This is a genomic window from Ruegeria sp. L12 (assembly GCF_056531745.1).
Window position 1 is genome coordinate 107693 of record NZ_JBQFMH010000006.1, and the last position, 18614, is coordinate 126306.

General features: G+C 58.3%; 19 protein-coding genes. 5 read left to right on the forward strand and 14 right to left on the reverse strand.

The window, feature by feature from the left end; all coding sequences use genetic code 11:
* Positions 1 to 3: 3 nt before the first annotated feature.
* Positions 4 to 921 carry a dihydrodipicolinate synthase family protein gene (locus tag ACR0K9_RS11515; RefSeq protein ID WP_480823306.1) on the reverse strand — a complete coding sequence of 306 codons (918 nt, stop codon included), beginning with the start codon at positions 919 to 921 and terminating at the stop codon, positions 4 to 6.
* An 8-nt stretch (positions 922 to 929) separates the two neighbouring features.
* Complete coding sequence (locus ACR0K9_RS11520) at positions 930 to 1640, reverse strand: GntR family transcriptional regulator (RefSeq protein WP_480530782.1); 711 nt, start codon at positions 1638 to 1640, stop codon at positions 930 to 932.
* A gap of 230 nt (positions 1641 to 1870) precedes the next feature.
* Between ACR0K9_RS11520 and ACR0K9_RS11525 the strand changes: the two genes are divergently transcribed.
* From ACR0K9_RS11525 to ACR0K9_RS11540, 4 genes are all read left to right on the forward strand, one after another.
* Positions 1871 to 2767 (forward strand): betaine/proline/choline family ABC transporter ATP-binding protein, encoded by an 897-nt coding sequence (locus tag ACR0K9_RS11525; protein ID WP_480823308.1) that lies wholly within the window; start codon positions 1871 to 1873, stop codon positions 2765 to 2767.
* A gap of 9 nt (positions 2768 to 2776) precedes the next feature.
* On the forward strand, positions 2777 to 3748 hold the full coding sequence (locus ACR0K9_RS11530) for an ABC transporter permease (protein ID WP_480823310.1): 972 nt from the start codon (positions 2777 to 2779) through the stop codon (positions 3746 to 3748).
* 22 nt (positions 3749 to 3770) lie between these two features.
* Complete coding sequence (gene proX, locus ACR0K9_RS11535) at positions 3771 to 4400, forward strand: glycine betaine/L-proline ABC transporter substrate-binding protein ProX (RefSeq protein WP_480823312.1); 630 nt, start codon at positions 3771 to 3773, stop codon at positions 4398 to 4400.
* A 129-nt stretch (positions 4401 to 4529) separates the two neighbouring features.
* On the forward strand, positions 4530 to 4763 hold the full coding sequence (locus tag ACR0K9_RS11540) for a hypothetical protein (RefSeq protein WP_480823314.1): 234 nt from the start codon (positions 4530 to 4532) through the stop codon (positions 4761 to 4763).
* A gap of 108 nt (positions 4764 to 4871) precedes the next feature.
* On the opposite strand, the gene ACR0K9_RS11545 is transcribed toward ACR0K9_RS11540, so the two are convergent.
* The 11 genes from ACR0K9_RS11545 to ACR0K9_RS11595 all read right to left on the reverse strand — a co-directional run bounded on the left by ACR0K9_RS11545 (position 4872) and on the right by ACR0K9_RS11595 (position 17251).
* Positions 4872 to 5894, reverse strand: a complete 1023-nt coding sequence (locus ACR0K9_RS11545; RefSeq protein ID WP_480823316.1) for a sterol desaturase family protein — start codon at positions 5892 to 5894, stop codon at positions 4872 to 4874.
* A 260-nt stretch (positions 5895 to 6154) separates the two neighbouring features.
* A complete protein-coding gene (locus tag ACR0K9_RS11550; RefSeq protein WP_480823318.1) occupies positions 6155 to 7081 on the reverse strand; it encodes a LysR substrate-binding domain-containing protein in 927 nt (308 codons plus the stop codon).
* Between the two features lie 319 nt (positions 7082 to 7400).
* Positions 7401 to 9191, reverse strand: coding sequence for an aminopeptidase P family protein (locus ACR0K9_RS11555; protein ID WP_480823320.1), 1791 nt, complete (start codon positions 9189 to 9191; stop codon positions 7401 to 7403).
* Positions 9184 to 10179 carry an ABC transporter ATP-binding protein gene (locus tag ACR0K9_RS11560; RefSeq protein WP_480823322.1) on the reverse strand — a complete coding sequence of 332 codons (996 nt, stop codon included), beginning with the start codon at positions 10177 to 10179 and terminating at the stop codon, positions 9184 to 9186. Before ACR0K9_RS11560 ends, ACR0K9_RS11555 begins: the two co-directional genes overlap by 8 nt.
* Positions 10176 to 11168, reverse strand: coding sequence for an ABC transporter ATP-binding protein (locus ACR0K9_RS11565; RefSeq protein ID WP_480823324.1), 993 nt, complete (start codon positions 11166 to 11168; stop codon positions 10176 to 10178). Before ACR0K9_RS11565 ends, ACR0K9_RS11560 begins: the two co-directional genes overlap by 4 nt.
* Positions 11169 to 11171: 3 nt before the next feature.
* Positions 11172 to 12023, reverse strand: a complete 852-nt coding sequence (locus ACR0K9_RS11570; RefSeq protein ID WP_480823326.1) for an ABC transporter permease — start codon at positions 12021 to 12023, stop codon at positions 11172 to 11174.
* Complete coding sequence (locus ACR0K9_RS11575) at positions 12020 to 12961, reverse strand: ABC transporter permease (RefSeq protein ID WP_480823328.1); 942 nt, start codon at positions 12959 to 12961, stop codon at positions 12020 to 12022. Before ACR0K9_RS11575 ends, ACR0K9_RS11570 begins: the two co-directional genes overlap by 4 nt.
* A gap of 55 nt (positions 12962 to 13016) precedes the next feature.
* Complete coding sequence (locus ACR0K9_RS11580) at positions 13017 to 14600, reverse strand: ABC transporter substrate-binding protein (protein WP_480823330.1); 1584 nt, start codon at positions 14598 to 14600, stop codon at positions 13017 to 13019.
* Between the two features lie 109 nt (positions 14601 to 14709).
* The gene (locus tag ACR0K9_RS11585; protein ID WP_480823332.1) at positions 14710 to 15306 is read right to left on the reverse strand and encodes a helix-turn-helix domain-containing protein; all 597 of its coding nucleotides are present in this window, start codon (positions 15304 to 15306) and stop codon (positions 14710 to 14712) included.
* Between the two features lie 163 nt (positions 15307 to 15469).
* Positions 15470 to 16495, reverse strand: a complete 1026-nt coding sequence (locus ACR0K9_RS11590) for a trans-3-hydroxy-L-proline dehydratase (protein WP_480823334.1) — start codon at positions 16493 to 16495, stop codon at positions 15470 to 15472.
* A 483-nt stretch (positions 16496 to 16978) separates the two neighbouring features.
* The gene (locus ACR0K9_RS11595; RefSeq protein ID WP_480823537.1) at positions 16979 to 17251 is read right to left on the reverse strand and encodes a Gfo/Idh/MocA family protein; all 273 of its coding nucleotides are present in this window, start codon (positions 17249 to 17251) and stop codon (positions 16979 to 16981) included.
* A 102-nt stretch (positions 17252 to 17353) separates the two neighbouring features.
* Between ACR0K9_RS11595 and ACR0K9_RS11600 the strand changes: the two genes are divergently transcribed.
* Complete coding sequence (locus tag ACR0K9_RS11600) at positions 17354 to 17590, forward strand: N-acetyltransferase (protein ID WP_480823336.1); 237 nt, start codon at positions 17354 to 17356, stop codon at positions 17588 to 17590.
* 48 nt (positions 17591 to 17638) lie between these two features.
* Here ACR0K9_RS11600 and ACR0K9_RS11605 read toward each other — a convergent pair whose 3' ends face one another.
* Positions 17639 to 18520, reverse strand: a complete 882-nt coding sequence (locus tag ACR0K9_RS11605; RefSeq protein WP_480823338.1) for a LysR family transcriptional regulator — start codon at positions 18518 to 18520, stop codon at positions 17639 to 17641.
* Positions 18521 to 18614 lie beyond the last annotated feature (94 nt).

An 18614-nucleotide genomic window follows, 5' to 3' on the forward strand; every position in this document is an offset into this window, starting at 1 on the left:
TTCTTATCCTTCTGCCACGATGTCGGCGATTTTGCGTTTCAACACGCGCGTGACCTGTTCCAGCGCGCGTTTGTCATCCTTGTTCAGACCCCGCAGCGGCGCGCGCATCACGCCCGCGTCAAAGCCGTTCATGGTGACGCCGTGTTTGATGGTCTGGATGAACTTGCCACCCTGTTCCAGCACATGCATCAGCGGCAGCATCGCCGACATGATGCGGCGGCCTTTGTCGAAATTGCCTTCGACCACGCAGGCATTGTACAGCGCCACATGTTCCGCGGGCAGGAAGTTCGACCCGCCACAGACCCAGAACGGTGCGCCCCAGGCGAAGAATTCCAACGCCTGATCGTCCATGCCGCAACCCATCTGGATATGCGGATAGTCGCGCGCCAGCAGGTGCACCCGGTTGATATCGCCCGAGCTTTCCTTGATGCCGCAGAAATTGCGGCTGCGGCCAACGCGGTCCAGAAATTCCGGACCCATCATGGTGCCGGTGCGGTGCGGATAGTTGTACAGCATCACCGGCAGATCGGCGGCCTTGTCGATGGCCAGCGCGTTCAGCGCGTTTTCCCGGTCGGTGGGCACCGAATAGGCGGGGCTGGCCAGCAGGATCGAATCCGCGCTAATCTCGCGCGCGCCCGACGCCAGCGCAATCGAATCCGGCGTCATCATCGCGCCGGTGCCAACCACCAGCGGCAGACGGCCCTTCAGCCGCTCATGGGTGAACTTGGCCAGTTCCAGACGCTCGGCCACGCTCTGGGCATAGTTCTCTCCGGTCGAGCCGCCTGAGATCAGGCCATGCACGCCGTTTTCGATCAGATACTCGATCACATCCGACAGCGCGTTCCAGTTGACGCTGCCATCGTCGTGATAGGGGGTCACCACCGGGGTGTATATCCCTTCGAACTTGAACAGGGGGGTCATTTATATCCTCATGCAGGGGTTTTGCGCGCCGTCGATCCCAGCGGATGGTCAAGCCCGGCGGGCGTGACAAACAGCTCGATCTGGTCGCGGGACAGGTTCCAGTGATCGATGGCGAGCTGCGCAGCCGCCGCCTCATCGCCCGCCTCGATGGCGGCGATGATGGCGTCGTGCTGGGCGCTGGCGACGGACAGGTTTTCGGCCATGGTCGTGTCCTGTGGCCGATAGAAGGTCATGCCGATCCGGGCATGGTCAATCAGCAGCCGCTTGAAAGACGGCAGCAGATAGATGTTGTCGGCCATATCGCCGGTCACTTCATGAAAGCGGTTGTTGGCAAGCGTCCGATCCGACCCCGAGCCAGACCGCAGCGCCGCCTTGAAGGCTTGTTGCGCCTCTTTCAGCTGTTCGATCTGACCCGGTTTGGCGTTCTTGGCGGCCAACTGAAGAATGGCCCCATAGATCATCGGAGCGGCCAAAAAGAAATCACGCAGAGTCGTATAAGACATGCCCGAAACCCGCGCGCCACGGTGCTCGCGAAGTTCAAGATATCCTTCACCGGCCAGTTGACGAAATACCTCGCGCAATGGGGTACGCGACAACTCGAACTCTTCTGACAGCGTCGCCTCGTCCAGATCCGCCCCCGGGCACAACGATTGCGTCATGACAGACATTTTCAAGTGCTCATAAAGCTGCTGCTTCCGGCGCCGAGACGCATCTTTCATTTCTGACCTCCCATTTGATCACGAGCCCCTTGGGAATAAATGAATCGCAGCTGTGACTCCATCAATATTAGTTGCGCACATTATCAAAATATAAATTGTGTACTACGAAAAAATATGCAGTATGCAAACAAATCCGAGGTTGGGAGGAACCGGTGAAAGATACTCATGGTGACGCCGCCATCGATTGCCGAAATCTGTAGAAGATCTTCGGAAAACGTTCCGCAGAGGCGATGAAAGCTGTTCAGGAACAAGGGCTTGGGAAGCTTGAAGTTCGTGACAGGTTTGATTGTGTCGTCGGTGTTCAGGATGCGACATTCACCGTCGGGCGCGGCGAGATTTTCTGCATCATGGGGCTTTCGGGTTCGGGAAAATCAACCTTGATTCGCCACGTGAATCGCCTGATCGAGCCCACATCGGGTCAGCTTTTCATTGAAGGCAATGACGTCAACAAGCTGAACGCGCGTGAATTGCGCGAGGTTCGGGCCGAAAAGATCGGTATGGTGTTCCAGAACATGGCGCTGATGCCGCACCGAACGGTGCTGGACAATGTCTCGTTCAGTCAGGAGGTGCGCAGCCATGATGCCAAGGAGCGGCATGAAAACGCAATGCGCGCCATCGACACCGTCGATCTGAACGGGTGGGATCAGAAATACCCCGATGAGCTGTCGGGCGGTATGCAGCAGCGTGTCGGTCTGGCCCGCGCGATTGCAGCGGACCCTTCCATTCTGCTGATGGACGAGCCGTTCTCGGCCCTTGACCCGCTGATCCGGCGTCAGTTGCAGGACAAATTCATGTCGCTGTCGGCCGAGATGAAAAAGACCACCCTGTTCATCACCCACGATCTGGACGAGGCGATCCGCATCGGCGACCGCATCGCCATCATGAAAGATGGTGCGCTGGTTCAGGTCGGCACTCCCGAGGATATCGTCACCAATCCGGTCGATCATTCCCAATGGCCCGAGGCGCATCCCGATCACTCGCTGGACGATCTGGTCAACCTGCCCATCGCCACCCAGCACGCGGTTGTGGCCAAGGCCGATGGCAAGCCGATCGGCATCGTCACCAAGAATGCCCTGCTGCGCGGCATCCAGGGCGAGGTCGATGACCCCGTAACTATGAAGCACTGAGAGGGTATCATGGCAGACTCTGAATTCAGCATTCTCGATCCCTTCTCGTCGGTCGATCTGGGCATCGCCGAAAGCGCCGATGGCGTCAAAGGCTGGGCCATCGCCAACCGGGGTATCATTCAGCCGATCAAGAATTTCTTCAACGAAATGATCGTTGGTATCGACACCGCCCTGAACGCGGTTCCACCGCTGATCATGTTGATCCTGATGATCCTGATTGCCTGGCAGGCGGCGGGAAGACGGGTCGCCATTCTGGTCGGCGTTCTGATGACTGCGCTCGGGTTTCTGGCGCCCAACGCCTGGGAGCTGGCGATGACCACGCTGGCGATTGTGGTCTCAGCAGTGATCCTGTCCTTCCTGATCGGCCTGCCGCTTGGCATTCTTGCCGGTAAGAATGACCGGTTCGAGGCGCTGATCCGCCCCGTTCTGGATACCATGCAGACCATTCCGGCCTTCGTCTATCTGGTGCCAGTGGTGATGCTGATCGGCATCGGCAACGTGTCTGGCCTGGTTGTAACCATCATCTTCGCACTGCCGCCGCTGATCCGCCTGACCTCGCTGGGCATCCGGGGGGTGAACCCCTCGGTGGTCGAGGCGGCGCGCGCCTTCGGGGCCAATCCGCGCCAGATCCTGTTCAAGGTCGAACTGCCGCTGGCTACCCCCACCATTCTGGCCGGTGTGAACCAGACCATCATGCTGTCGCTGTCAATGGTTGTGATCGCCTCGATGATCTCGGTCAAAGGGCTGGGCAACGAGGTGCTGCGCGCCATGGGCCGTCTGGATGCGGGCAAGGCGCTGGTCGGCGGTCTGGGCATCGTGATCCTGGCCATCGTGCTGGACCGTATCACGCAGGGCATGGGCCAATCCGGCCGCGAACACGGGCACCGTCACTGGTACGAAGGCGGCCCGGTTGGCGTTGTTTATCGTTTCTTCAACAAGTCCAAAGTTGAGGAAACACTCGAACCACAAAAAGCGAACTAATCTACTGGGAGGACCCTACACAATGTTCGTCAAATCCACATTGGTCGCGCTTGCCGCCACCACTCTGCTGACCGGCGCAGCCACGGCCGATGGCCACTTGCCGGGCGAAGGCGTAACCGTTCGCCCGGTGATCCAGCCGACGGTCGAAGAGTTCTTCCAGGCGCGCATCGTGTTCCGCGCCCTCGAGGACCTGGGCTATGACGTTGCCGAGCCGGAAGAGGTTCTGGCGCAGACCATGCACCTGGCTCTGGGCACCGGCGACGCCGATTTCACCACTGCCTCGTGGAACAAGCTGCACAACAACTTCTTTGAAGAATCCGGTGGCGACGCGGTGCTGGAAAAAGTCGGCACCCTGATTGATGGCGCGCTGCAAGGCTATCTGATCAACAAATCCGCCTATGACGCGGGGGTCCAGGATCTGGGCGACCTGAAAGATCCAGAAAACGCCAAGCTGTTCGATGCTGATGGCGACGGTCTGGCTGATCTGGCCGGTTGTGTTCCCGGCTGGGGCTGCGAGCGCGTGATCGAGCATCAACTGACCGAGTTCGGTCTGCGTGACACGGTTGTCCACAATCAGGGCGAATACAACGCCATCATCGCGGACACCATCGCCCGCAACGAAGCTGGTGAGAACATCCTGTACTACAACTAGACTCCTTACTGGGTATCGGGCGTTCTGGTCCCGGGCGAGAATGTCGAATTCCTGGCCGTACCTTATTCGTCGCTGCCCGACGGTGCCACCGCTGAAACCACCTTCGAAGGCAAAGACCTAGGCTTTGCAGTGGACAGCATCCGCATCATCGCAACCGACGAGTTCCTCGGCGCGAACTCGGCTGCTGCAAAGCTGTTCGAAGTCGCCTCGATCAACATCAACGACATCTCGGGTCATAACAAAAAAGTTGCTGACGGCGAAGACAGCTCGGATGATATCGACCGTCACGTCGATGAGTGGATCGAAGCCAACCGCGCAACCTATAACGGCTGTCTTGAAGCGGCTCGCGCTGCTGCGCAATAAGCACTGGCAAACCATTGCCGAAAAAAAAGAAACTGTGCGGGGCCTCCCGCACAGTCTTTTTGAAATCTCCGGGCACCGTCCATCCGCAAGAAGCGGCTTTTTTACTCCTTATTTCTTATGCATCTGCTTGGTTCGTGCACGGGTGACGGCGGTTGCTTCCTCGGTCCCGTCATGGAAGGTGCCGAACCACTTGTCACAAGAAACCTCGGGCTCACCATAGTTGCACTCGAAATAGCGGTGGTGCAGCTGGTGGAAAAAATCCCCGACTTTCAGCCCTTTGTCGTTGCCATCGCCGGTTGTAATGGCGTCATAGCCCGCATGAGAACTGACCGCGAGAAGCACCTTCTGCCGAAGCTGAAAGATGAAGTGGATCGGATGCGAGGCCAGCACCACATGGATCGGCACTGAACTGAGATAGCCGATATGTTCCACCGGATGCATCGACATGCCTGACCACGGGCCGACATTGACATTGCGGTGATGCAGCGCGTGTACTTTGGTATAAAGCGGACCCCAGTGCAGCAGGCGGTGAATCCAGTAGAAATGGAGCACGCCATACATCGGCAGGAACACAAACCACAGTACGAACCAGACCGGGTGGTCCGCAAAGCTGAGCATCGGCATATAGCCATTCGCAAAAGCCCAAAGGCCGACAACGTCGTAGGCGGTCCAGATCGTCACGCCGCTGGCGATGGACCAGAACTCGTTGTCGCGGAACTGGCTGTTAAAGGTGAACAGCGCGTTTTTCTTGTGGAACGGACGCGCATCATAGCGCTGGTAATTGCCCTGCCGCTTGAACGTATACAGATACAGGTGCATTCCGCCCGCCAACAGAACCATCAGCGCCAGATCGCGCAGATAGACCAGCGCCACCCAGTCGAATGAAAAGCTTCGCGCCGTTTCAAGCGATAGCGAAAGATAGAGCCATGTCAGCACTGAAACTGCGACAACGATCAGCCGGTCAGTGAACGGCAGCCACGAGTTATACAGTACTTTCAACGCATTGATCGGGCCGCGCGACAAGTTGAAGATCGAATTGTCCTGCAGCGGCAAATCCGGATGCCAGTTCCAGGTCTTCTTGCCGGGAAGTGTCACATTCTGCGGGGTATTCGAGGCTTGTTCACCTCTCATCGCAGTTGACCTCTATTTGTCAGTTGAAAGTTGATTGATTTTTTCATGCTGTATCCTTGCAATCCGGCATCTGGTTCGTGCTGGGAGTTCAAGGGAAGGCATAAGTTATGCCGGAATAGACCCGAAATGAAATATCACGCGACTTAGCATGAGTTTAACGCATTCAAAAAATGCCGTTGATCAGCCGAAATGCCAATCGTCGCTTAGAAATGGGTCGACTTGGTGCACCGTTCAGTTCCCGAAGCTGTCGCTGGCAAACGTCAAAGTGTTTCGGCAGGTTGACCGAATTCGGCCATCAACCCATCATGAAACGGCGCAAGATCCCATGCAGGGGCCTTGTGGTGCGGATAGGCCAGGTAATACAGATCATCGGTTTCAACCCGATCAGATAACGGAGCTACGAGTTGTCCTGATTGCAGCTGATCCTGCATAATGCGAAGCCAGCCGAGCGCGACGCCTTGCCCGGCGAGGCAGGCCTGAATGACGTGATAGCAGTTGTTGAACGCCAGTTGCTGGCCTCCCGCGGGCACCTCCAGAGAAAAATGTCTCAACCAGCGCCGCCATCCGATCCACGAGGAATGTTGCGCCTGCATATACAGCAAATCGTGCGACAACAGATCCGCAGGCTTTGCGATCGGGCCGTTTTCTTCAAGGTATGACGGGCTGCACACGGGCGTCACGATGTCATTGAACAACGGCACCGATTTCATGCCGGTATGATCCGGCTTTCCATATATCAGGGAAAAATCAATATTTTCAGAAGGATCGACTCCCTGCGGGTCAGAGGTCATGACGAATATCTCACCGCCGAGAAAGCAATCACGCATGTCTTTGACCCTCGGCATAAGCAAAAAGGCGGCGTTCGCGGTCGAGGTGGATAATACCACTTGTCGCTTTGTCTTTTTCTGCAGAACGTCCTCAATTGCATCACCCAGATGCTGAGTAGCGAACGAATAGGCGCGAAAAATTTTCTCTCCGGCTTCGTTTAGTGTGACTTGCTTGTGTTGGCGCCGAAACACCTCGCGGCCCAGCTTGATCTCCAGATCCTTAACCTGGCGGCTGATAGCGCTTTGTGTCAGGCCGAGCTCTTCACCGGCCAAGGTAAAACTGCCGTGTCGCGCTGCGGCCTCGAAGGCAGGCATATGCCGTTGGAGACTACGAATGAGGCGGGCGGTTTTCGGGTCCATGATGTCCAACCATTCGCGAAAAATCGCGTTTAACTTACGGCCAGTGTATTCGATCTGAAACGACTCTGGTGGAAGTCGCTAGCATTATTCCAGCGCAAAAATCACCCAAGACACGAGGTGCGTCCCTGTTGGTAGGAGGTCGATGTCCAAATCAATCTGCATTCATAAACCGGATGCACAAGAGGGAAAAGCAAATATCAGTTTCGTATTGCCGCCGGGCCAGAACCTGTCGCCTAAGCAAGGATTTCTATGTCGGGAGATTCTCCGGCTGTACCCGTTTGAACGCGGTGAAATCTAAAACATAGTCAGCAAATTCTGATCAGATTTTCTTCGCCCAGGCCAATGCTGCTTCGGACAGATAAGGGCCAATTCGTTCCAGCATCATGGTATGATAGCTGGTTAACCAATCTCGCTCGGTTTCGGTCAATTGGTGCGTCAGCAGCATATCTGTCTGGATGGGTGCCCAGGTCAGGTTGCGGAACTCCATAAACCCGTCTTCTGCCGAAATGATCTCGAACAGGTTTTCTATTCGGATGCCGAACCTGTCGGCCAGATAATACCCAGGCTCGATGGACAAGATCATGCCGGGCGCCAGATCGACCGGATTATAGGGCTTGCCGATACGCTGTGGATGTTCGTGCACTGACAGTCGGTGGCCGATACCGTGCCCGGTGCCATGATCGTAATCCAGCCCGATATCCCACAGCGGGCGGCGGCAGATGGCGTCGATATGATGCCCCTGCGTTCCGGTCGGAAAGCGCAGCGTGGCAAGGGCGTGGAAGGCCTTGAACACTGCTGTATAGGCGCGGTCATATCCCTCGGGGCGCTGTGGGCCGAATGAAAAACTGCGGGTCGCATCCGTCGTGCCGGTTTCGTACTGCCCACCGGAATCCAGCAGATAAGTGCCGTCGGGCCGGATCGGGACGTCAGTACCGGGGGTGACGGCATAGTGGCACATGGCCGCGTTGCCACCAGCGGCCGAGATCGAGCGAAAGCTCTCGCTAAGGAACCCGGTTTGGGCCCGGCGGAAGGACAGGATTTTTTCCTCGGCCTCATGCTCGCTGACAAAGCGGTTCTGCGCGGCCCGGGCCGGGACCTCGGCGGCCAGCCAGGCGCAAAACTCGGTCCAGGCGACGCCGTCGCGGAGGTGGCAATTGCGCAGCCCTTCCAGCTCAGTAGGGTTCTTTCGGGCCTTGGACAGGGTTATCAGGCTTTTGCCGGGCAGTTTCGTTGCGCCTTTTTCCCTCAGCACGAATACCACGGCAGTGGGTGAAAATTCCGGGTCGAACATGACGCCCTGACCGGATTCTACGAGCGCCTGAAGTGTCGGAAGAAAGGAAGGTGCGGGATGTATCTTCACTTCGTCCGGAAGGTGATCGCACACCTCTGGCGTCAGCTTTTGATCTGCTACAAACCAATGCACGCAGCCCGAACTTTCGATAAGAACAAAGGAATGTGGGACCGGGTTGAATGCCACATCCGAGCCCCGGATATTCAGCAGCCAGGCAATGTTGTCGGGCTGGGTTTCGACCATCAGCGCCGCGCCTTGCGCCTGCATCCCGGCAACCAGAACAGAGATCTTGTCTGCCGCGCTTTTGCCTGCAAACTGCAGCGGCATGGGCTCGATCAGACCCGAAGGTGGTGCAGGTTGATCGGCCCAGATTGCATCCACCGGATTGCTTTCAGCCGCTACCAGCCGGGCACCGCTTGTTGCCAGCGCATTGGCAAAACGATCATGCCAAGCGGGCGGTATGTGCATGGCATCAAACCCGATCTTCCAGCCGTCCTGCGCCACCGAGGCCAGCCATGTTTCGGGCGGCTCGTCAAACAGATGATGATGCGAAAAGATTGGTCCTGCGCATTGATTGGCGGCCTGCACCACATATCGTCCGTCGACAAAGATCGCGACTGTTTCAGGCGTGACGATCGCCATACCCGCCGACCCGGTGAACCCGGTCACATGGGCCAGACGCTCGTCATGCGGGGCGACATATTCGGCCTGATGCGCGTCAAAGCGGGGCAGGATGAATGCATCCAGTCCCTGCGCCTGCAATTCCTTCCGCAGCGCGGATAGGGCAGGGTGCTGATCGGAATTCGGGGCATCAAGCATGGCTGTTTATCTCTTCTACATGATGGCAGGCCACATCGCCGCGGCCTTCGAATGACCTGAGGGCCGGTACGGTGGATGTGCAGATATCGGTGGCGTGCGGGCAGCGGACATGGAACGGGCAGCCCGAGGGCATGTTCAACGGTGACGGTAATTCTCCGTCCAGTCGGGTGACTTTGCCCCGGTCATCGGGGTTCAGCGACGGCGCGGCCGAAAGCAACGCCTGGCTGTAGGGATGGGCAGGGGACGAAAACAGTGTTTCGCTGTCGCCGATCTCGACAATGCGGCCCAAATAGATCACCGCCACCCGGTTCGACACATGCCGGACCAGACGCAGGTCGTGGGCCACGAACAGGATGGTCAGCCCCAGATCCCGTTGCAGGTCCAGCAGCAGATTGACCACCTGCGCCTGAACCGAGACGTCCAGCGCCGAGACAAGCTCGTCCGCGATCAGCACTTCGGGCTCGACCGCCAGCGCCCGGGCGATGGCGATGCGCTGACGCTGGCCGCCCGAGAACTCGTGCGGCAGCTTGTGCTGTGCATCCTGCGGCAGGCGAACCAACTCCAGCAATTCGGCCACCCGTGCGGGAATTTCCGGTTCGGGCCGCATCTGATGTACATTCAGCGCCTCAGACAGGATCTGGCCCGTAGTCATACGGGGATTGAGCGAGGAATAGGGGTCCTGAAACATCATCTGGACGCGGCGGTTATAATTGCGGTCTGCACGGGCATCGCCATCAAACACATCCAGCCCTTCGAAGCGGACAGAGCCTTCGCTTGGGGAATGAAGCCGCACGATACAGCGGGCGAGAGTGGATTTGCCACATCCGGATTCCCCCACAACGCCCAGCGTTTCGCCCCGGATCAGGTCCAGACTGACTCCGTTGAGGGCCTGAACCACTTTTCCGGGGCGACCAGCCATGAAATCCATCAGGCTGCGCCCCAGCGGAAACCGCAGATGCAGGTCGCGAATTTGCATCACGATGCTCATGCGGCGGTTCCCTCGGCTTTGGTGACCGGATTGAAACAGGCGACTTGCCGACCCTCAGCCATCGGGGACAGGTCGGGGCGGTCCTGTTGGCAGGCCGGGGCGCATGCCTCGCAGCGCGGGGCAAAGGCGCAACCCTGCGGCAGTGCCTCAAGACCGGGCGGTGTGCCGGGCACCGAATAAAGCTGCGTGCGCGGCGTCAGGTTTTCCGGCACCGAACGCATCAGACCTGCGGTGTAGGGGTGATGGGGTTGGCGCAGAACATCGCGCACGGTCCCCTGTTCAACGATCCGGCCGGCATACATGACCGCGACGGTATCGCAGGTCTGGGCCACAACGCCCAGATCATGGGTGACCAGAACCACGCCCATGTCCAGCTCATCTGCAAGCCGCAGGATCAGGTCGAGGATCTGCGCTTGAATGGTCACGTCCAGCGCTGTTGTCGGTTCGTCGGCCAGCAACAGCTTGGGGTTGGCTGCCAGCGCGATGGCAATCATAACCCGCTGCCGCATGCCGCCCGAAAACTGGTGCGGATAGTCCTTTAGCCTTTGCGCTGCCGATGGGATGCCGACCAGATCCAGCATCTCGATCGCGCGATCCCGGCGCGCGGCGCGCCCCAGATCGGTATGGGCCTGCAGCGTCTCTTCGATCTGTATGCCAACCGTCAGCAGCGGGTTGAGCGAAGTCATGGGCTCCTGAAAGATCATTGCGATCTCGCGGCCCTGAACCTGCCGCAAGTCCCGATCGGGCATCGTCAGCATGTCTCTGCCCTGCCATTTCACCTGACCAGTCACCTCGCCGTAGCGGCGGGCAAGCCCGATGATCGAGCGCAAGGTGACGCTTTTGCCCGAGCCGCTTTCGCCGACCAGTCCCAGAATTTCGCCTCGTGCGACGTCGAAGCTGACATCGCGCAGGGCGGGCAGGGGGGTGCCGTTGCGGTGGAATGTTGTGCAGAGGTCCCTGACCTGAAGGATCGGCGTCGTGCTGTGCATGTCCTATCCCCTTGGTCTCAGCAGGTCGGCCAACCCGTCACCCAGCAGCGAAAAGCCCAGGCCGGTAAGAACGATGGCAAGGCCGGGCATCAGGCTCAGCCACCACGCGGTGGAGATGAAGTTGCGCCCTTCGGCGATCAGTACACCCCATTCCGCCTGAGGCGGCTGCGCGCCCAGACCCAGATAGCCCAGTGACGAGCCCAAAAGGATCACCAACGCCATATCCGTCATCCAGTAGACTATGACGGGTGTGATGGCGTTTGGCAGAAGATGGCGAAAGATGATGCGCCGGTCGGAATAGCCCATGACCACCCCGGCGGCGGCGTAGTCGTTGCCCATCTGGGCAATGATCTCGGCCCGCATCAGCCGCGCATAGTAAACCCAGTAGACGACGGAAATGGCGATATACATGTTGATCAGCCCCGGCCCCAGCACCGCCACGACGGCAATGACCAGAACGAGAAATGGGAAGGTGATCACCGCGTCGACGATCCGGCCAAAGATCATGTCGGCGATGCCCCGGTAGTAGCCGACCAGCGCTCCGATCACGATGCCGAACACCAATGCAAAGACTGTGCCGAAGATCGCCATCTGCATGTTGACCTGATACGCCCAGATCACCCGCGACAGGCTGTCCCGTCCCAGCAGGTCGGTGCCGAACGGATGCGCCCAGGACGGCGGCTGCCGGATCGCCAGATAATCGATCGCGTTCGGGTCGTAAGGTGCGAAGGCACCGGGAAAAACGGCCAGAAGCGTCGAAAATCCGATGATCAGCACCCCGGCCAGAAAGCCCGGTTTGCGCAGGGCCATCTGCAGAAAGGATGGTCGGCTCTGGGTGATGGCTATGTTGCTCATTGCAGGCGCATCCTTGGGTCAAGGCGGCTCTGAAACAGGTCGGTCATCAGAAACACCAGAGAAACCAGCAGGGCGAAGGTCAGCGTCAGCCCCTGAATCAGTGGATAGTCGCGGGCAAAGATCGCCTCGAGCATGAGACGCCCCATACCGGGAACGGCGAATACGGTTTCGGTCACAAGTGTACCGCTCATCAGGTTGCCGATGGACAGGCCCAGCAGGGTCACTGTTGAAATCAGCGCATTGCGCAGCACATGCCGGCCAAGGATCACGCGCGGTGGCATGCCCTTGGCGCGCGCGAACTGGACATATTCGGCGTCCAGAACTTCGATAACTGCGCTGCGCAGGTTACGCATGATGATCGCTGAAGTGTAAAGTGCGACAGTGATCGAGGGCAGAAACAGGTGATACAGGCGCTCGCCAAATGTGTCGCCATAGCCGCCAATGGGAAACCACCGCAGATTTGCGGCCAGAAAGGTCAATAGCACCAGACCAATATAGAAGACCGGCATCGACAGGCCGATCTGAAACACCGTACGGATCACAGTGTCCGGCCAGCGCCCGCGATTAAGCGCGGCGACAAAGGCCAGTGGCCCGGCAATCAGCAGCGACAGCACCACGGAATACACCGCCAGAAAAACAGTGATCGGCAGCCGGTCGGCGATCACGCTGATCACATCGGTGCGCATCAGGATCGACCGGCCCAGATCGCCCTGAACTGTGTTGCTGAGGAACAGCCAGAACTGCGTCAGGATCGGCTGGGTCAGGCCCAGCCTTTCGCGAATGGCCTGTATATCAGCGTCCGAGGCGCGATCCCCCGCCATCGCAATGGCCGGATCACCCGGTAGCAGACGGACCAGCAGAAAGATGATGACCATGACCAGAAAAAAGGTCGGGATCATCAGCAAAAGCCGTTTCAGTATATAGGACAGGCTGGACACGTTGGCGCTCCGAAAAGGCCCCGCCGCGTGTCGCGGCGGGGCAAGGGGTCAACTCTTAGCGGCTGACTGTTGCTTCGTCGAAGATGTTATTGCCCAAAGGCGTCTGAACATAGCCTCCGACCGATTTGCCGACAGCCACGGCAAACGGGGTCTCATACATGAACAGCAGCGGCGCGGCTTCGGCATAAAGTTCCTGCATCCGGGCAAACTTGGCTTTTCGCGCCTCGGGGTCCATCTCGTTCGCGGCTTCTTCGAACAGCTTGTTGAATTCGGCATTCTCCCATCCGGTGCCCACGGCCTTGGCGGTTGGCGTATAACCCAGCCAGCCGACGACCTGACTGGGGTCGTTTACATCGTTGACCCAGCCATAGGTGTGAATGTCAAACTCGCCCGAGCGGTTCTTGGCCCCGCGTGTGGCACCGTCGACCTGCTCGACCACCAGTTCGATGCCCAGTTCCGCCCACATCTGTTGTAGCGCGGCAAAGATCGTCGCGTCATCCGCCGACCCCGCCAGCGTGGTCAGCGTGACCTGCGTTCCCGGCGCGATGCCAGCCTCGGCGATCAGTGATTTGGCCTTGTCCGGATCGTAGGAATAAAGCGGGCTCAGGTCGGCTGCATATTGCGTCGCCTTCGCCATCAGTGGAGAGCTCATCGGTTGGCCTGCGCCGTGCAGCACCACGCCGATCAGCGCATCCTTGTTGGTGCCATAGTTCAGCGCCTGACGCACACGTGCATCGGCCAGCGGGTTCGGCGAGCCATCAGCGCGTGTGTCACGGGTGTTGATCGGCGAATAGATGATCCGCGTGGATGGATATAGCTGCATGTCGATATTCGCGTCTGCGTCCAGCTCAGCCACGCGGCTGAACGGGATGAATTCCGCAACGTCGACCTCGCCAGCTTGCAAGCGCAGGATACGGGTGGCGTCATCTGGAACGATCTCGAAATGCACCTTGTCCAGATAGGGCAGGGGTTTGCCATCGGCCCCCATGCGCCAGTAATTTTCATTGGCGCAGAAATCCATCGAAGCGCCTTGTTCAAAGCCGCACAGATAGAACGGGCCGGATCCGACCCCGGGGACCGTGGCGGCAAATATGGCGGCGGATTTGTCCTGATCCGTCTCGCCCGCAGCTGCATCAAATGCCGCTTTCGACACGATGGCGGTGTTGAACGTAGCGAGCATCGAAAGAATGGTCGGGTCAGGGTCATTCAGCGCGATCGTGACAGTGTTGCCATCGCTGGAAACCGCGTTGATCGAGCCCAGCAGCCCGGCCCAAGGGCTTAGATCAGGATTGCGCGCCCGATCCAGTGAAAATACGACATCGTTGCCTGTCATGGCCGTGCCGTCAGCAAAAACAACACCATCGCGCAGGGTCAGTGTGACGGTTTTTCCATCTTCGGACACCGCATAAGTTTCAGCCAGACCGGGCTCGACCGAGTTTCCGTCGGCGCTGCCGCGGAGCAAAGTGTCGAAAAGGCTGCCGACCATCCAGATATCGGGGTTGCGGTCTGCATAGATCGGATCGATCAGCCGCGATCCGTCATATCGGGCGAAATTCAGCGTGCCGCCCCGTTCTTGCGCCGCCACCGGCAACGCCATTGCCGCAGCTACCGTCAGGCCCAGTACCGTTTTCAGTTTCATCCTCATCTCCTCCCGCAAAAGCAAAATTCGCTATGCGAGGGGAGAATAAGCGATTCTTAGCAATACTAAAGACTCTTTTAGTAATAGATCATTTTTTCTTACTGTGACCTCACTCTTGAGGTCCCGCCTCGCTGATCGGAGACGTCGTCACCCACAGTTCGACCGCCTCGATTTCCCCCAGCACAACCGAGTGATGACGCACCGATGTATCGTGATGAATCACATCGCCGGGGGACATCACAAAGACCTTGTCGCCCAGCGTGTATTCCAACTGTCCCGAAAGCAGATAGCAGAACGCCTCGCCCGCATGACACATCTTTTCCGAAATATGGCCGGGCGGGCGATGCACGATCTGAGGATGAAACAGTGCACCGGCAAACCCGGGCCCCAGCTTTTCGTAAAACCGCCCACGCGTGCCAAGCGAATAGGTTTGCCGACTATCCTTTGCCACAAATTCAGAGAATACTCGTGGCACGCTCAGCAATTGTTCGACGCTGGTTTGCAGCGCCGCCGCTATCGCCATCAGGGATGTCAGGGAAGGCGAGCTGAGCCCTCGTTCCACCTGTGACAGAAACCCCGTCGTCAGGTTTGCAGCCTTGGCAACCTGATCCAGCGTCATGTTCATTGCCTTGCGTCGCCTCCGGATTGCCTGACCCAATTCGGTCGGCTGTCCCTTGGCCTTGGTGCGGGTATTCGGAGCCTGCATGCGGGTTCTCCTGCTGGTCATTGGTCTCGTCTTCATTGAACAGAAGATTGAGCGCGAGATCAAAATTTATTTTAGCCGCACTAAAATAGGGCATTTGGCATGTGTGTTGCTCGCCAAAACCGGTGACCAATCATGCAACCTGGTCCTGTTTGCAGAGCCCGCTTCACACCCCCCAGGTGTCCGACAGGCGATAGCCGCCCGGCCAGGGGTCGTCCGGGTCCAGCATGTGCTGATGAATGCCTGTGATCCAGCCCCGGCCGCTGATTTCGGGAATAATCGCCGCCCTGTCGCCCACTTGTGCGGTGTCGACGATTCGGCCCGTGAAACGCGATCCTATGATCGAGACCGCCTCGAATGTCTGACCCTTCTGCATCAACCCCTTGGCCGCCATCAGCGCCATCCGCGCAGAAACGGCGGTGCCGGTGGGCGATCGGTCAACCTTGCCGGGCTGAATCGCCACGGCGGATTTGCCGGTCAGTCCGGTATCGGTTTTATCCAGCGGACCGCAGAAGGCGCAGAACGAGATGTGATCCCAATCCGGGTTTTCAGGATGCGTGAACCCAAGCTGCTCATTGGCCGCGTTGGTGATCGTCACGCCCAGCCGGGCAATGTCGCGGGCTTCGTGTTCTACAATTTCAAATCCCAGCGCTTGTGCGTCGATCACTACGAAGCTGTCACCGCCATAGGCGGTATCGACGATAATTGTCCCCAGCCCCGGCACCTCAAGCGGGACTGACAGCTTGTCGGCGAAGCTGGGCAGGTTCTGAACGAAAATACGTTGCGCCTTGCCGTCCCTGCATTCCGCCCGCACCCGGACAAGCCCGCCCGGGGCTTCCAGTACAATGTGCGTTTCCGGCTCCTGCATTGGAATGATGCCGCCATCCAGCAGCACCGTCGACACGCAGATCGAGTTTGAGCCGGACATGGGCGGCGTGTCCTCGGGCTCCATGATGATAAAAGCGGCATCGGCGCCGGGATGTTTGGGTGGCACAAGCAGATTGACATGACGGAAGACGCCGCCACGCGGTTCGTTCAGCACGAAGTTGCGCAGGGTCTGGTCCTGCGCAACAAAGCTGCGCTGCGCCCACAGGGTCTCACCGGGCGGCGGAGTGACTCCTCCGACGATGACATCTCCCACCTCGCCTTCGGCATGGGCCGAGATCACATGAATTGTCTTACTGCTCCGCATCGGCTCTCTCAGCTAAGTCGTGTAATGGGTTCGGCCCGGTTGTGACGCCAGGAACAGGACGACCCAAAGCTATCATGTTGTGTTTATGCGGTCCGGCGCGCGCTTCGCAAGGGGCTGATGCTGGGGCTCAGGACCCATTGCTTTCCATCGGGTGTCGTGAGCCACGACAGCAAAAAGCCCATTCGACACGACATGCGACGCCACCTGCGTGGCAGCCGCATATAGATCACGTTCGGTCGATTAAAAGACCGACGGTTTTCGTCATTCAAAAGCTATGAGTTCTGAGACCGGAGTCTGCTGTTACGTCCAATCGATCCTGGTGCTGTTCTCGAGGGCCGCATCGATGGCTTGCTGGCTGCCTCTTGAAAACTCGAGCGACACGGGGAACGAAGCACCTTCCCGGATCGCGCGGCCAAAGGCTTCAACTTGCAGGACATAGTGGTTGACCGCAGGGAATTTCCGCGCGTCCAGATGATCGCCTCCTCAGCGCAGTTCAACAGTGGCTTCGCTGTAGGTTCCCGGGTTGAAAGGGGCTGTCAGCCGGATCAAGCCGGTATCGCCGTGGAATGTCATTTCCTGAAACAGCGACATCCGAGTGGTGACATAGGCGGAACAGTCCACATCCCCGAACCGGGCCGAGATGCTAGTGTATGCATCCACGCCATTTTCCCAGCGAATTTTGGTTGAGATGTCTTCGGGTTCGGTCCCGGTTACAAAGCGGGCCGAGCCAAGCGTATAGACACCGATATCGCGCAGGGCACCGCCGCCGGTTTATGAGGGCCATGAACTTGTCGGAAGCCTGTTCATGCGCGCTGGCAATCGAGAGCTGTTTCTGGGCCGCTTCGCCATTCGCCCGACATGCAGGGAAGGGGGCTTGCCCGCCGTATGATCTGTCAAGCCGAACAGGTTGCGGTTCAGGCGGGCCTGAAGGTTCTGGCCCTTGAAACGCGTGTTGAGTTGCTGGGCAAACAGAAGAAATTTGCAACGCTTGGGTTCGAAATCGTTGGTGGGCGTGCGCATTCAGGGTTTGACCGGATCACAACTTTGAAAATGAGAAAAGTTATCCCTTCACCGTCGCTCGAATTCGAGGGTTAGGTCAGCAGTGTTGATGACCTCGTGGTCAGAAGGGTTGATTGCATCTGTTTAATCGACAGCGCTGTCTTCGGTGCGTCCCAGCAAAGATGCAAGTTCGGCGCGGTAGCGGCCCAATGTACTGTCTCGCAACGTGACCAGCACCAGTTTGCGTTGAGTAGGCGCATTGGCATCCAGCATCACCAAATCCGGTGCGCGATACCGTTCGACATCCGGTAACGGCAGAAGTGTGAAGCCGAGCCCGGCGGAAACGCATTCCATTATGGCTTCCAGGTTATCGAGCACGATGGTTCTGGACTGAGCTGACCGTTGATGACGCACCATGACACGCGCAATCAATTTCCCGATTCCGGTGTCAGGCATGAAGTGAAAGAAATTGCCTTCGGACAACAGTCTGGGCAGCCCCTGATTAAAAAGGTCCTTATGCGCTGCAAATACGAATGGCTCTTGCCGCAAAACTTCAGAGGCCAATAGACTTGGAAGACCGTCCGCGTCGGTGAGGATTGCTGCGTCCAGCAAGCCGGAGACGACTTTATGTTGCAAATTGGCAGACAGACCGGTCTCGAACTCGAATGAGGCGTGCGGCAATTCGCGGTTGGCGGCTTCAAGAAATCCGGGAAGCATGCGGACCGCCGCCGTGGTGATGAACCCCAGCCGAAACCGGCCAGCCAGACCGTCTCCTTGCCGGCACAGTTCGACCAGACTGTCTTCGTGCCGAAGCAGGGGAACCGCCTCTTCGATAATGGCGCGTGCGATCGGGGTAAGGCGTGGGGGTCTGACCGAACGGTCGAACAGATCTGCTCCCAGAGCCTCTTCCAGTGATTTCATCTGCATAGACAGCGCAGACAACGTCATTCCAAGCTGGTCCGCCGCATCGCTGAAAGAGTGTACGTGGGAAATCTTGACAAGGCTTCTGAGTGCGCGCGTTTGCATAACTACACAATACTTGAATTAGATATCCATTTTAAGTTTGTTTTCTTGAATAACAAGCTCTGATAAAGCTGGATTATCACGCGTTCGTGAGAAA

Coding starts and splice junctions, on each gene's coding strand:
- ACR0K9_RS11515 (WP_480823306.1), bottom strand. CDS start 921: ATGACCCCCCTGTTCAAGTTCGAAGGGATATACACCCCGGTGGTGACC.
- ACR0K9_RS11520 (WP_480530782.1), bottom strand. CDS start 1,640: ATGAAAGATGCGTCTCGGCGCCGGAAGCAGCAGCTTTATGAGCACTTG.
- ACR0K9_RS11525 (WP_480823308.1), top strand. CDS start 1,871: ATGAAAGCTGTTCAGGAACAAGGGCTTGGGAAGCTTGAAGTTCGTGAC.
- ACR0K9_RS11530 (WP_480823310.1), top strand. CDS start 2,777: ATGGCAGACTCTGAATTCAGCATTCTCGATCCCTTCTCGTCGGTCGAT.
- proX (WP_480823312.1), top strand. CDS start 3,771: ATGTTCGTCAAATCCACATTGGTCGCGCTTGCCGCCACCACTCTGCTG.
- ACR0K9_RS11545 (WP_480823316.1), bottom strand. CDS start 5,894: ATGAGAGGTGAACAAGCCTCGAATACCCCGCAGAATGTGACACTTCCC.
- ACR0K9_RS11550 (WP_480823318.1), bottom strand. CDS start 7,081: ATGGACCCGAAAACCGCCCGCCTCATTCGTAGTCTCCAACGGCATATG.
- ACR0K9_RS11555 (WP_480823320.1), bottom strand. CDS start 9,191: ATGCTTGATGCCCCGAATTCCGATCAGCACCCTGCCCTATCCGCGCTG.
- ACR0K9_RS11560 (WP_480823322.1), bottom strand. CDS start 10,179: ATGAGCATCGTGATGCAAATTCGCGACCTGCATCTGCGGTTTCCGCTG.
- ACR0K9_RS11565 (WP_480823324.1), bottom strand. CDS start 11,168: ATGCACAGCACGACGCCGATCCTTCAGGTCAGGGACCTCTGCACAACA.
- ACR0K9_RS11570 (WP_480823326.1), bottom strand. CDS start 12,023: ATGAGCAACATAGCCATCACCCAGAGCCGACCATCCTTTCTGCAGATG.
- ACR0K9_RS11580 (WP_480823330.1), bottom strand. CDS start 14,600: ATGAAACTGAAAACGGTACTGGGCCTGACGGTAGCTGCGGCAATGGCG.
- ACR0K9_RS11585 (WP_480823332.1), bottom strand. CDS start 15,306: ATGCAGGCTCCGAATACCCGCACCAAGGCCAAGGGACAGCCGACCGAA.
- ACR0K9_RS11590 (WP_480823334.1), bottom strand. CDS start 16,495: ATGCGGAGCAGTAAGACAATTCATGTGATCTCGGCCCATGCCGAAGGC.
- ACR0K9_RS11600 (WP_480823336.1), top strand. CDS start 17,354: ATGCAGGGAAGGGGGCTTGCCCGCCGTATGATCTGTCAAGCCGAACAG.
- ACR0K9_RS11605 (WP_480823338.1), bottom strand. CDS start 18,520: ATGCAAACGCGCGCACTCAGAAGCCTTGTCAAGATTTCCCACGTACAC.